The 13422-nt window shown below is 69.5% G+C and carries 7 protein-coding genes; 6 read left to right on the top strand and 1 reads right to left on the bottom strand.

Features of this window, described 5'->3' with window-relative positions:
- Window positions 1-6: 6 nt before the first annotated feature.
- A complete protein-coding gene (locus EYW49_RS05095; protein ID WP_131306872.1) occupies window positions 7-744 on the bottom strand; it encodes an SDR family oxidoreductase in 738 nt (245 codons plus the stop codon).
- 119 nt (window positions 745-863) lie between these two features.
- Between EYW49_RS05095 and EYW49_RS05090 the strand changes: the two genes are divergently transcribed.
- From EYW49_RS05090 to EYW49_RS05065, 6 genes are all read left to right on the top strand, one after another.
- Entirely contained in the window at window positions 864-1763 is a 900-nt protein-coding gene (locus EYW49_RS05090; RefSeq protein WP_131306871.1) for a LysR family transcriptional regulator, read from the top strand.
- 393 nt (window positions 1764-2156) lie between these two features.
- Window positions 2157-3662 (top strand): pyridoxal-phosphate dependent enzyme, encoded by a 1506-nt coding sequence (locus EYW49_RS05085; protein ID WP_131306868.1) that lies wholly within the window; start codon window positions 2157-2159, stop codon window positions 3660-3662.
- Window positions 3663-3669: 7 nt separating this feature from the next.
- Window positions 3670-4950 (top strand): PLP-dependent lyase/thiolase, encoded by a 1281-nt coding sequence (locus EYW49_RS05080; RefSeq protein ID WP_165498133.1) that lies wholly within the window; start codon window positions 3670-3672, stop codon window positions 4948-4950.
- 70 nt (window positions 4951-5020) lie between these two features.
- On the top strand, window positions 5021-5827 hold the full coding sequence (locus EYW49_RS05075) for a CDP-diacylglycerol diphosphatase (protein WP_131306864.1): 807 nt from the start codon (window positions 5021-5023) through the stop codon (window positions 5825-5827).
- 323 nt (window positions 5828-6150) lie between these two features.
- Window positions 6151-11313 (top strand): autotransporter domain-containing protein, encoded by a 5163-nt coding sequence (locus EYW49_RS05070; RefSeq protein ID WP_131306862.1) that lies wholly within the window; start codon window positions 6151-6153, stop codon window positions 11311-11313.
- A 56-nt stretch (window positions 11314-11369) separates the two neighbouring features.
- Window positions 11370-13196: a sulfotransferase gene (locus tag EYW49_RS05065; protein ID WP_206365385.1), complete on the top strand. Its 1827-nt coding sequence runs from the start codon at window positions 11370-11372 to the stop codon at window positions 13194-13196.
- Window positions 13197-13422 lie beyond the last annotated feature (226 nt).

Here is a 13422-nt window from a genome sequence, read left to right as displayed (position 1 = left end):
ACGGCGTCAGATCATGCCGCCGTTGGCGCGCAGCACCTGACCGTTGATCCAGCCGCCGTCGGGGCCGACCAGGAAGGCGACCGCCGCGGCGATGTCGTCGGGCGTGCCGAGCCGTTCGAGCGGGTTCATCGCCGCCATACGGGCGATCAGTTCCGGCGACTTGCCGTCGAGGAACAGGTCGGTGGCGGTCGGGCCGGGGGCGACCGCGTTGACCGAGATCGAGCGGCCGCGCAGTTCCTTGGCGAGGATCCCGGTTAGGGCCTCGATCGCCGCCTTGGTCGCCGCATAGATGCCGTAGCTCTCGAGCTTCAGGCCGACGACGCTGGTCGACAGATTGACGATGCGGCCGCCGTCGGCGAGCCGTCGGGCGGCTTCGCGCATCGTGTGGACGGCGCCCTTCAGGTTGACGGCGATCTGGTCGTCGATCGCGGCATCGTCGACCTCGGCGAGTTTCGCCAGCTTCATGATGCCGGCGTTGTTGATCAGCACGTCGACCCGCCCGAAGGCGGCCTCCGCCGCGTCGAACAGGCCGGTGACCGCGGCGGGGTCGGCGACGTCGGCGCGGTGGGTGACGGCGCGGCCGCCGGCCGCCTCGATCGCGGCGACGACCGCTTCGGCGGCGGCGGCGTTGCCGGCGTAGTCGACGATCACGGTGAAGCCGTCGCGGCCGAGGCGGCGGGCGATTGCCGCGCCGATGCCGCGCGACGCGCCGGTGACGATGGCGACGCGATGGGTCTCGGACATTTGGTCTCTCCTGGTCGGGTTCGGCGCGCCCTCGGCACGTCCGGTGGAGAGACCATGCCACTTGCCCGTCGACGGATAATCGCCGATGATTCGCCATCACAATCCGGAAATCACGAACAATGGATCGTTTCGACGCCATGCGGATCTTTGCGAGAGTGGCCGAGCGGCGCAGCTTCACGCTCGCGGCGGACGATCTCGGCCTGCCGCGTTCGACCGTCACCGATGCGGTCAAACAGCTCGAGCGGCGGCTCGGGGTGAGCCTGTTGCAGCGGACGACCCGTCACGTCGCTCCGACCCTCGACGGCGAGGCCTATCTGCGGCGTTGTCTGGCGATTCTCGCCGATGTCGAGGAGGCCGAGGGCGCCTTCGCCGGGGCCAAGCCCAAGGGGCTGCTCCGGGTCGACGTGCACGGCACACTCGCCCGGCATTTCGTGCTGCCGCACCTGCCGGCCTTCCTGGCGACCTATCCGGACCTCACCGTGCAGATGAGCGAGGGCGATCGGCTCGCCGATCTGGTCCGCGAGGGGATCGACTGCGTGTTGCGGGTCGGGGTGCCGCAGGACAGCGACATGATCGTTCGGCGCGTCGCGATGCTCGCGGAAGTGACGCTCGCCTCGCCCGGCTATGTCGCGCGCCACGGGATGCCGGCGAGCCTCGAGGCGCTCGGCGACGGCCATCGGATGATCGGTTTCCATTCGACCGCGATCGGCGGCGTCCTGCCGCTCGAATTCACGGTGGGCGGCGCGGTGCGCGAGATCGTGCTGCCCGCGGCGGTGATCGTCGGGGCGGCCGAGAGTTACGTCGCTGCGGCGCAACTGGGGCTCGGGCTGATCCAGGTGCCGCGCTATCACGTCGCGGCGGCCCTGCGCGCCGGCGACCTCGTCGAGATCCTGCCGGACCATCCGCCGACGCCGACGCCGGCCTCGCTGCTCTATCCGCGAAGCCGCCAGCTCTCCCCTCGGGTCCGCGTCTTCATCGACTGGGTGATCGCCGAATTCGCCGCCGCCGACCGGCGATGATCCGGAGATCGGCTTCCGTTCGCGCCGGCGAGCCGCGCCGGTTGCATCACCGGTGCCGGCCGAACCACTGCCGCGCGTTGTCGACCGCGTCGGAGATCGCGGCCGCCCGCGCATGCCGCTGCCACGCCCGCGGGACCGACGCCACGCGGCGCAGATCCGCGTTTCGCGGGGCGCGTCGGCCGTTGCGTCGATCGCGGTTCCGGCCTATGCGAGTGCGCCGCTCGGTCTTCGGGAGTTTTCGTGCGCGCGTGTCGCTCTCGCCCTCGGATCTCGGGCCCGGCGGCGCCTGCAGCCTCTCGGTGCGCCGCTGCGGTCCGGCGTGATCTCGACCCCCGGGGGGAAGCCGCGGCAGCGCGAGGGCGCTGCGAGGGACAATCGAAAGGATCAGGGAACATGGCGCGGTTGGGTTTGGAGAGCAACGTCGTCGATCAACAGGTCCTCGACCGGACCATCGCGCGTCTCGGACAGGACGACGTACTGCTGCCGACCCTGGCGCAACTCGCGAATCCCGCGACGATCCCCGAAGCCGTGCGCCGGCGTCTGGTCGACATCGACGCCGACGTCGCCGATCCACTCAATCTGTTCCGCGTCCACTGGTTCAACGACGCGGCCCGCCGCGGCTTCGCCGACGCGCCGGTCCATGTCGAGCTTCCGAGCGAACTGACCGGCGTCAAGGCGCGCATCGTGCTGGCGCTCGGCAATCGCTTCCCGATGATCGCCGCCCACAAGGTGCTCGCCGCCTACGGCTGCCTCGTCCCGCGGCTGGTCACCGGCCAGTTCGACACCGGCCACCACAAGGCGGTGTGGCCGTCGACCGGCAACTACTGCCGCGGCGGCGTCGCCATCTCGCGCATCCTCGGCTGCCGCGGCGTCGCCGTGCTGCCCGAGAACATGAGCCGCGAGCGCTTCGACTGGCTCGACAAGTGGGTGGTGTCGCCCGGCGACATCGTCCGCACGCCCGGCTCGGAGAGCAACGTCAAGGAGATCTACGACGAGTGCGCCCGCCTCGACGCCGACCCCGACAACATCATCTTCAATCAGTTCTGCGAGTTCGGAAACTATCTGGTCCACCGCACCTGCACCGGCGCGGCGCTCGACACGCTGTTCGAAAAGGTCACCGCCGGGCGCCCCGGCTCGCGGCTCGCGGCCTTCGTGTCGGCTTCCGGGTCGAGCGGCACGCTGGCGGCCGGTGATCATCTGAAGGAACGGCGCGGCACCAAGATCGTCGCGGTCGAGGCCTCGGAATGCCCGACGCTGCTCGAGAACGGCTTCGGCGAGCACAACATCCAGGGCATCGGCGACAAGCACGTTCCCTATATCCACAACGTCATGAACACCGATCTGGTGGTCGGCGTCAGCGATGCCGACACCGATCGCCTGATCGTGCTGTTCAACACCGAGGTCGGCCGCACTTATCTGGTCGAACGGCGGGGACTGGACCCGGCACTGGTCGCGCTGCTGTCGAACTTCGGCCTGTCGTCGATCTGCAACCTGCTGGCGGCGATCAAGACCGCCAAGTATTTCGACATGGGCCCCGACGACGTGGTGGTTTCGATCGCCACCGACGGTGCGGCGATGTACGGCAGCGAGATCGACAAGGTGATCCGCCGCGACTTCGGCAACCGCTTCGATGCGGTGGCGGCGGGCGAGACCTGGGGCCGCTCGCTGGCGGCGACGTCGACCAGCGATCTGATCGAACTGAGCCACGTCGATCGCAAGCGGATCTTCAATCTCGGTTATTTCACCTGGGTGGAACAGCAGGGCGTCGACCTCGCGGACTTCAAGGCGCGCATGCAGCAGTCCTATTGGGACGGCCTGCTCGATCTGGTGCCGGCCTGGGACGAGATGATCGCCGCGGTCAACGAAAAGAGCGGCGCCGCCGCCCGGCTCGGCCGCTAGTCCGATGGTGACCTTTCGCTGCCACGGCTGCGGCGCGCGGGTCGAAGCCGACGCGCGTCTGGCCTTCCGTTGCCCGAACGCCGGTGGGCCGGGCGACGACGTCGACCACGTGCTGGTGGTCGAGCGCGAGGCGGAGGCGCCGCCGATCGGCGCGGAAGACGATCCGTTCATGCGCTACCGCGCGTGGTTGTCGCCCTATCGACTGGCGCGCGCGGCGGGGCTCTCGGACGCCGCCTGGGTCGATCTGGTGGGCGAACTCGACCGGGCGCTGATCGGCGTCGACGGGCGCGGCTTCCGCGTCACGCCGATGGCCGAGCAACCGGCGCTGGCCCGAGCGCTCGGCCGGTCCGCGGCCTTGTGGGTCAAGGACGAGACCGGCAACGTGTCGGGCTCGCACAAGGCCCGCCATCTGATGGGCGTGATGCTCTACCTCCGCGTGCTCGAGGCCGCGCGCTTGCCGGCCGGCGAAGGGTTGCGGGCGCGGCGGCTGGCGATCGCCTCCTGCGGCAATGCCGCGCTGGCGGCGGCGGCGGTGGCGCGGGCGGCCGACTGGCCGCTCGAGGTGTTCATTCCGCCCGATGCCGAGGCCTCGGTGCCGGCGCGGCTGCGGGCGCTCGGCGCGGCGATCACCGTCTGCGAGCGGCGGCCGGGCGAGATCGGCGATCCCTGCTACCTGCGCTTCCGCGAGGCGGTCGCCGCCGGTGCGCTGCCCTTCGGCGTCCAGGGCACCGACAACGGGCTGGCGATCGAGGGTGGGCGGACGCTGGCCTTCGAGATGGCCGAAGGGTTCGCCCGCGCCGGCGCGGTGCCTGACGCGCTGTTCGTGCAGGTCGGCGGCGGGGCGCTGGCGAGCGCGCTGGCGCAAGGCCTCGCCCTCGCCCGCGCCAACGGGCTGCTGCCCGCCCTGCCGAAACTGATCGCCGTGCAGACCGCCGGCTGTGCGCCGCTGGCCCGGGCCTGGGAGCGCCTCGCCGGCGTCGAGCTCGACGTCGCAGCGAAGACACGATCGCGGTTCATGTGGGCGTGGGAGACGACGCCGACCAGTCTCGCGCACGGCATTCTCGACGACGAGACCTACGATTGGTGGGCGATCGCCGAGGGCCTTCGGGCCAGCCGCGGGTCGACCGTCGTCGTCGACGAGGCCCAGGTCGCGGCGGCCCATGATGCCGGCCGACGCGCCACCGCCATCGCCGCCTCGGCGACCGGCACCGCCGGCTTGGCCGGGGTGATCGCGAAGCCCGACGCCGGCGCGACGATCGCGGTGATCTTCTCCGGGGTCGAGCGTTAGGCGGGCGGCCGCGCCGCGCGCCGTTGCGAAACTCGGACGAGCCCCGACGGGGCCATCTCGGCGAGGGCCCATGGAAGCACCGAAGATCGCGCGCCTCTCGGCCCGCCGCGCGGCGGCGGTTCTGATCGCCGTGGGCTGCCTGCTGGCGGGCATCGATGCGGGGTCGGCGCTGGAGATCTCGCACCGCGGCCTCAGCCTCGGACCGAACGATCTCTGGCGGGTCGTCACCTATGTCTGCGGGACCACGGCGACGGTCGGCGTTCCCTATCCCTGTTCCGACGTCACGCCGGCGACCGACCGCGAACCGGGCCGGGCGACGCTGGTGGTCGGCTCGGGCCACGTCCTCACGGTACCGTTGCGGCGGATGGTCGGCATCGAGGCGCCGGCGTTTCTGGCGCCGGAGAGCGCGGCCTACTGGCAGGCGGCGTGGCACGCCCGCGATCTGGTCGCGGCCGATGCCGGCCGGCCGCTCGACCGCAGCGAGGTGGCGCTGGCGGTCAATTCGAAGATGGGGCGCAGCCAGAATCAGCTGCACATTCACACCGCTTGCGTGAGGCCCGAGGTGGTCGCGGCGATCGAGGCCGATCGCGACCGCATCGGCGACGACTGGGTCGTGCTGCGCCGACCGATCGAGGGCGTGCTCTTCTCGGCGCGGCGGGTGACGACGCCGGATCTGGCGACGGTCAACGTCGCCGCGCTGCTGCCCGAGTCGATTCGTCGCGCGCCGGCGGCGATGGCGCGCCAGACCCTGGTGGTGGTGGGAGCGAAGTTCGACCACGGCCGGGACGGGTTCTGGGTGCTCAACGTGCAGGCCTCGTCGCGCTTCCAGGCGCACGGCGAGTCGCTGCTCGATTTCGACTGTGGCCGGCGACCGTGAGGCGGGCGGGCGCTCCGCCGGGCTGCGACAGTCCGGCCCGCCGTGTGTGGCATTGAAGTTCTGAACAGAATTAGTTTTGTCCCTATGTTCTTTTACATGGACAATTTTCGCGGATGTGCGCTGATTGACGATCATGACTGATTTGCATCTGATGTAATCGAATCCGGTCCAGTCACGAATCGCAAGAAGGCGCTGACATCTCTGGTGGCGTTGACGAATTCTCGGCTCCGCCGGAGTGAAATTACATGTATTCTTGCGCCCCCTGCCGCGACGTCTCCTCGTCTTCGCGATTCGTTCGGGCCGACCGGCGCTCCCGCGTCGCCGTGTTGCTGAGCAGTTGCGCGACCGTCGCCCTGCGGATCGCCCCGGTGGTGATGACCATGGGCATCCTGCTGCCGAGTGCCGCGCAGGCCCAGGCGACGAACATTCCGCCGAGCAGCACCGTGGTCGATCTCACCTACCTGGGTGTCGGCAACAATTTCATCGTCGACACCGCGACGATCCTCAGCGGCGGCCCCGCAATCACCGGCGATGCGAGCCAAGTCTGGACCGTGACCAACCTCGGCACGATCACCAGCGCCGGCGTCGGGATCAATTTCGACGGCGGCGGCACGATCACCAATGTGACGACGACGGCATCGATCAGCGGCAACGCCTACGGCGTCTACGTCAGGAACGGGGATCTCCACCTCACCAATTCCGGGACGATCAGCAGCCCCTTCGGTACCGGCGTGGCCGTCTGGTATGCCGGCGGCACCGTCACCAATGCCGCGAGCGGGCTGATCACCGGCGTCACCGGGGTGTCGTTCGGCTCGACCGGCGGCGCCGAAGCCACGGTGACCAACGACGGCAACATCGTCGGCACGGGTGCCTTCGGTGTGAACATCGACCACGGTTCGGTCTTCAACCACGTCGGGGGCACGATCACCGGCGTCGGCGGCGTCCAGTTGGGGACCGGCACCGCCTCGCTCTTCAACAGCGGCACGATCGTCGCGACCGGAACCGACGTCAACAACGTCAACGATACGGGCGTCCGCTCGAACACCAATGCCAGCGTGATCACCAACACCCCGAGCGGGACGATCTCCGGCATCGGGTCGGGCGTCTACTTGGCTAACGGCGGCATGCTGACCAACGACGGTTCGATCTCGGCCTCGGACGCGACCGGCACGGCCATTCGGGCATCGCGGGAATTCGCCAACATCGACAACACCGGCAGCATTCTGGGCGGCAGTTCGGCCGGCGTCGGCGTGGAGTTGACCGCCGGCGGCAGGGTGTACAACGGCACGACCGGAGCCTCGATCTATGGGGCGACCGGTGTTCGGATCACCGGTGGCACCGGCACGGTGACCAACTACGGAACGATCGCCGGAACCGGCTTCGGCCCGGACGCCGGGGTGGAGTTGGGCGGCGGTGGCGCGATCTACAACTACGGCAGCGGCAGTTCGATCTCGGGCACTCGGATAGGCATCATCGCCCGCGCGCCCACCGTCCTGATCAACCACGGCACCGTCAGCGCCGCCTACGGCGCGGCCGCCTGGTTCACCGCGGGCGGCGCCGTCGCCACGATCTACAATTACGGGACGATTTCGAGCAGCGCCCAACAGGGCCTCTACATGCAGAGCGGCGGCCGGTTGACCAACAAGGTCGGCGCGACGGTGTCCGGCAAGACGATCGGCGCCTATGTCCTCAACGCCTATGGTGCCGGCGCGACGGTCACCAATTCCGGCACGATCGTCGGCACCGACACGGCCAGCGGCATCGGCGTCCGGGTCAATCTCCTCGGCTACACCAACACTCTGGTCAATTCCGGCACGATCACCGGCGCCGGCGGCACCGCGGTGCTGTTCGACCGCACCAGCGACGACATCGTGCGGGTGATGCCGGGAGGCGTGTTCAACGGCATCGTCGATGCCGGGGCGGGCACCGACAAGCTGCAGTTCGGCGGCTCGGCGACCGCCACGTTCACCGGCATCGGGGGCACGAACTTCGTCGGTTTCGAATCGTTCGAAGTGATGAACGGTGCGAAATGGAGCTTCGACGGGACCAATACCGTCGCTTCGCCGCTGTCGATGACCAACAACGGCACGATGACCGTGGCGAGCGGCACCACCTTCACCAATGCCGGGACTTTCTCCAATCTCGGTGCACTGACGGTTGCGGGGAGCTTCGCCAACAGCGGCAAGATGACCGACAGCGGCAGCCTCGGCATCGACACGAACGGGACCTTCACCAACACCGGCATCTTCGGCCATACGGGCACGGTCACCAATGATGGCCAGCTGACGCTGTCCTCGGGCAGCTTCACCGATTCCGGCCAGCTGACCAATCGTGGCACGATCAGCGGCAGGGTATCCCTGAACGGGACCGGCGCGGTGACCAACGCGGTCGGCGCCCACATCACCGGCAACCTCGCGGCGATCGCCGGCCAGGGTGCGGCGGTGACCAATTCCGGCACGATCCTCGCCGTCTCGGCTTCGGGCGTCGCGGTCGATCTGACGGCCACCGCGGTGGTCACCAACATCGGCGTCGCGTCGCAGATCGGCGGCGGCCGTGACGGCGTGAGCCTCGGCGGCGGCGGTACGCTGACCAACGCCGGGACCATCACCGGGACGCGCGGCGCCGGCGTGGTGTTCGCCGGCATGGCCAGCACCGGGACCATCGACAACACCGGCACGATCACCGGCGCCACGGCCGGGATCCGGGTCGACGACGGCGACGTGACGATCACCAACCACGGCACGATCTCCGGCACCGGCCTCACGGGGGTTGGGGTGCTGTTCACCGGCGGTCAGGGCGTCATCGACAATTTCGGGGTGATCTCCGGCGCCGGCGCCACGGCGGTGAAGTTCGCGGGCGGCACCAACACCCTGATCCTGGAAGCCGGCAGCACGCTGAGCGGCATCGCCGACGGCGGATCCGGCGACAACACGCTGGTCGTTCGCGACAGCGCCGCGCTCACCGGGGTCTCGGTGTTCGGGTTCAAGTCCGTCGCCTTCTCCGATGCCACCCAGGTGGTCGACGCCGCTTCGGCGATCGACAATGCCGCGGTGGTCAGCGGCACGCTGACCAATCAGGGCACGCTCACCGGCAGCCTGTCGGTCGGCTTCGGGGCCCATCTCGTGAACGGCGGCACGGTGTGGATCGGCGCGGATTCGACCAATGCCGGTACCATCGAGACCAGCAGCACCTTCGGAAATTACGCCGTCCTGACCAATACCGGCACGCTGACCAATACCGGCACGGCGGCCAACTCCGGCACGATCGACAACCAGGGCAAACTCACCAACACCGCGTCGCTGACCAACAGCGGGGTGCTGAACAACACCGGGACGATCGACAATTCCGGCACGCTGACCTCGACCGGGACCCTGACCAACACGGGCACGCTCCACAACAGCGGCATGGTGACCGGTGCCGTCGACGGCGTCGAGGGCGCCGGCACGATCGTCAACAGCGGCAGCATCGTCGGGATGAACGGCAGCGGCGTCGTTCTCGGCGGCGGCGGGTCGCTGACCAACACGATCACCGGAACCATCCAGGGCGGCAGCTACGGCCTCAGGGCCGGAAAAGGCAGCACGGTGGTCAACGCCGGCACGATCCTCGACGACGGCGTCGCCGGCGTCACGGTGGCGAGCGACGTGACCCTGACCAACACCGGCACGATCGCCGGCCTCGTCGGCCTGCGCTTCGACGGCACCGGGGCGACCGTCACCAACAGCGGCACCATCCGCGGCACGGGCGGGATCGCCGTCGAATTCGGCGCGGGCCTCAACGACCTCACGCTCACCACCGGCTCGGTCCTCGACGGCTCGGTCGAAGGCGGCACCGGCGCCGGCCGGATCACGCTGGCCGGGACGGGCACGCTCGCGTCCGATCTGGTGCACTTCGGCGTCGGCAGTCTCCTGACGGTCGGCAGCGGCGCGACCTGGACGGCCTCGGGCCATTGGACGATCGCTTCGGTCACCAATGCCGGCACGCTCCAGCCGGGAGCGGCGGGCGGCACGCTGACCATCGCCGGCGCCTTCGCCCAGACCGCAGGCGGCACGCTGCAGGTGGCCGTCGATGCCACCGGCGCGAGTTCGCAGTTGGTGGTGGGCGGCGCGGCGACGCTCGACGGGGCGCTGACGGTGAAGGCCGCGGTCGGCACCTATGCCTTGTCGACCGCCTATACGATCCTGCGCGCGACGACGGTGACCGGTCGATTCGCCTCGACCTCCACCGACCTCGCCTTCCTCACGCCGACGCTCACCTATGGCGCCGACACGGTGTCGTTGACGCTGATCAACACCGGCATCCGCTTCTCCACTCTGGCTCTGACCCCCAATCAGGCCGCCGCCGCCAACGCGGTCGAGGCCGGCGGGGCGAATTCGGCGCTCTATCAGGCGGTGATCCGCCAGACCGCCGCCGGCGCCCGCACCGCCTTCGAGCGGCTGTCGGCCGAGCCCTACGCCGGCGTGACCACCGCCGTGCACAGCGACGGCGCGGCGGTGGCGCAGGCCCTGTTCGGCCGCCTGCGCCAGTCGGCGCACGGCGACTCCGGCACGCTGGCGGCACTCGCCGTCGGTGGACCGGCGGTGCTCGGCTATGCCGACGGCGACGACGGCGCCTGGGCGCGGCCCGGCGCGGCGCTCGGCGGACGGCGCGCGCCCGTCTCGCCGCTGACCGCCTGGAGCGAAGCCTTCGGCGGCTGGGGCCAGATCGGCGGCAACGGCAATGCCGCGACGGTCGGCCACGATCGCTCGGGCATCGTCTCGGGACTCGACGTGCGTACCGACGACGATTGGCGCCTCGGCCTGGCCGGCGGCTACATCAATTCCCGCCTGTCGACGGCGGGACGCGGCAGTTCGGCCACGATCGACGGCTACACCCTCGGCCTCTACGGCGGTCGCACCTTCGGCGCCTTCGATGTGCGGCTGGGTGCCTCCTACGGCTGGAGCGACGTGCACATGACCCGCGCGGTGGTGTTCCCGGGCTTCGCCGATTCGCTGCGGTCGAACCATCGCGCCGAGACCGGACAGGTGTTCGGCGAGATCGGCTACGGCTTCGCCTGGCGCGACCTGGCGCTGGAGCCCTTCGTCGGGCTGGCCTATGCGCATGTCACCGACGGGGCGGTGCGCGAGAGCGGCGGCGCCGCGGCGCTCGACGTGCGGCGCTCGACCTCGGACATCGCGACCTCGACGGTCGGTCTGCGGCTCGGCACCCGCTGGGCGATGAGCGACACCGTGGCCCTGCTGCCGCACCTCTCGGCGGCGTGGCAGTATGCCGGCGGTGATCTGACTCCGACGGTCGCGGCGACCTTCAAGGCCACCGGCATCGGCTTCGGTTCGTCCGGCGTGGCGATCTCCCGCAACGCCGCGTTGTTCGAAGTCGGCAGCGATCTGACCATCGGCAGCCACGGCAAGCTCGGTCTCTCCTATCGCGGCACCGCGTCGGACACCGTGCGAGAGAACGCCGTGGCGGCCAAATTCTCCTGGTCGTTCTGACCAGCTCCCCCCGCCGCCTGCGCGGCGGGGGGAGGAACGATCGGGACCATCGTCGTATGAGCGTTTCGCCCACCCTCTCTTGCGCCTGCGGCAGCGGACTGCGGCCCGAGCGCTGCTGCCAACTCGATTTCCGGACCCTGGGGCCGGCCTCCGCCAGCCGCCACCTGTTGCCGCTGGTCGATCGGGCGATCGCCGACCACGCCCGCGGCGAACGGAGCGAAGCCGAGCGGCTGTGCCTCGAAGTGCTCGAACTGGCGCCGGGGCAGGGCGGGGCGTTGGCCGTGCTCTATCAGATCCGCAAGGCGGAAGGCGCGACGGCGGCGGCCGAGGCACTGGTGCGCCGGCTGGTCGGGCTCGACCCGAACAATCTGTGGGCGACCCAAGAGCTCGCGCTGCTGCTGTTCGGCAAGGGCGACCTCGCCGAGGCCGAGGCCTATGCCCGCAATTCGGTGCGCATCGGGCCGACCGATCCGCAGTCGCACAATCTGATGGGCATGATTCTGACGGACGCCCATCGGCCGCAGATCGGCGAATTCCACTACCGCCGGGCGCTCGAACTGCTCGGCCGGCGCCAGCCGATCCTGCTCGCCAACCTCGCCTGGAACCTCAAGAATCAGGGCAAGATGGCCGAGGCCCGCGCCCTCTACGAGGAATCGGTTTCGCTCGCGCCGGCGGTGCTGCAAACCCTGTCGGGCTGGGCGCGGCTCGAGGAGACCGACCGCGACTTCGCCCACGCCGATGTCCTGCTCGACCGGGCGGAAGAGCTGGCGCCGGGCCATCCGAGCCTGCTGCTGCATCGGGCGATCCTGCGCGGCCGCACCAAGGACTACGCCGCCGCCCTGGAGATCCTCGACCGGATCGAGCGGCAGAGCGAGGCCGGGGGGCTGGGCTCCAACGAACTCCTGGAAAAGGGCCGGCTGCTCGACAAGATGGGTCGGTGGGACGAGGCCTTCGCGGCCTTCGCCGCCGGCAAGCGCAAAATCGTCGAGGAGAGCGGCGTCGTCTACGACGAGCGGCAGGTCGCGCACCTGTTCGATCGGCTGAAGGCCTATTTCACCGCCGAGCGGCTGCAGATCGTGCCGCGCGCGGCGCGGGTCGAGCGCGGACCGCGGCCGCTGTTCATCCTGGGGTTTCCGCGTTCGGGCACGACCATGGTCGAGCAGACCCTGTCGGCGCATCCGAAGGTCTCGGCCGGCGACGAACTGCCGTTCGTCAACGACCTCACCAACCTGATGCCGCGCCTGCTCGAAAGTCCGCTGCCCTATCCGGAGGCGCTCGCCGATCTGTGGATGGGCGACCATCGGGACGGGCTCGACGAGCTGCGCGACCATTATCTCCGCCGCGTCGCGCAACAGGTGCCGATCGAGCCGGGCACGCGGTTCGTCACCGACAAGATGCCGCTCAACGAGACCCATCTCGGATTGATCTCGTTGATCTTCCCGGCCGCGCCGCTGCTGCACGTGCTGCGCCACCCGCTCGACGTGGTGCTGTCGGTCTATTCCAACCATCTCACCCACGGCTACCATTGCGCCAATGCGCTGGAGACCATCGCCCAGCATTACGTCTGGGTGAGCGATCTGGTCGAACACTATCGGCGCGAGATGGATCTGAACTATCTGGCGGTGCGCTACGAGGACATCGTCGACGATCAGGAGGCGCAGGTGCGGCGGATCCTCGACTTCGTCGGTCTGCCCTTCGACAAGCATTGCCTGAAGTTCCACGAGAACAGGCGCTATGCCCGTACCGCCAGCTACGCCCAGGTCACCGAAAAGCTCTACGACGATTCCCGCTATCGCTACCGCCACTATCTCGGCCATCTGGCACCGGTGATCCCGATCCTGGCGCCGGTGATCGCGCGGGCGGGCTACCAGATCGAAGGCTGAGCGGGCGATCGGGCGCGGACGGCGACGCGGCTTCGGCGCGCGCCGACGCGCGGCCCGTCCCATCGGTACGTTTCCGGACGGTGAGTTTGCGCTTTTCCGCGGCGCGAAATAATCCTTCTATCGTCGGCTCATGGATCGACGGAGAGAGGAGTCGGCGCGATGGTCGATGATCGCGCGGGACCTCTTCGTGGCAGGATGGAAGCAGAGATGTCGACGATTGCGATCA

The organism is Siculibacillus lacustris, from assembly GCF_004328075.1.
Taxonomy (GTDB): domain Bacteria; phylum Pseudomonadota; class Alphaproteobacteria; order Rhizobiales; family Ancalomicrobiaceae; genus Siculibacillus; species Siculibacillus lacustris.
Note: the sequence above shows the minus strand (reverse complement) of the source record. Positions and strands in the feature narration are given on the sequence as shown.

Excerpts from the sequence above, each read along its gene's own strand:
- EYW49_RS05075 (WP_131306864.1), top strand. The coding sequence starts at position 5,021 with ATGGAAGCACCGAAGATCGCGCGCCTCTCGGCCCGCCGCGCGGCGGCG.
- EYW49_RS05095 (WP_131306872.1), bottom strand. The coding sequence starts at position 744 with ATGTCCGAGACCCATCGCGTCGCCATCGTCACCGGCGCGTCGCGCGGC.
- EYW49_RS05065 (WP_206365385.1), top strand. The coding sequence starts at position 11,370 with ATGAGCGTTTCGCCCACCCTCTCTTGCGCCTGCGGCAGCGGACTGCGG.
- EYW49_RS05090 (WP_131306871.1), top strand. The coding sequence starts at position 864 with ATGGATCGTTTCGACGCCATGCGGATCTTTGCGAGAGTGGCCGAGCGG.
- EYW49_RS05085 (WP_131306868.1), top strand. The coding sequence starts at position 2,157 with ATGGCGCGGTTGGGTTTGGAGAGCAACGTCGTCGATCAACAGGTCCTC.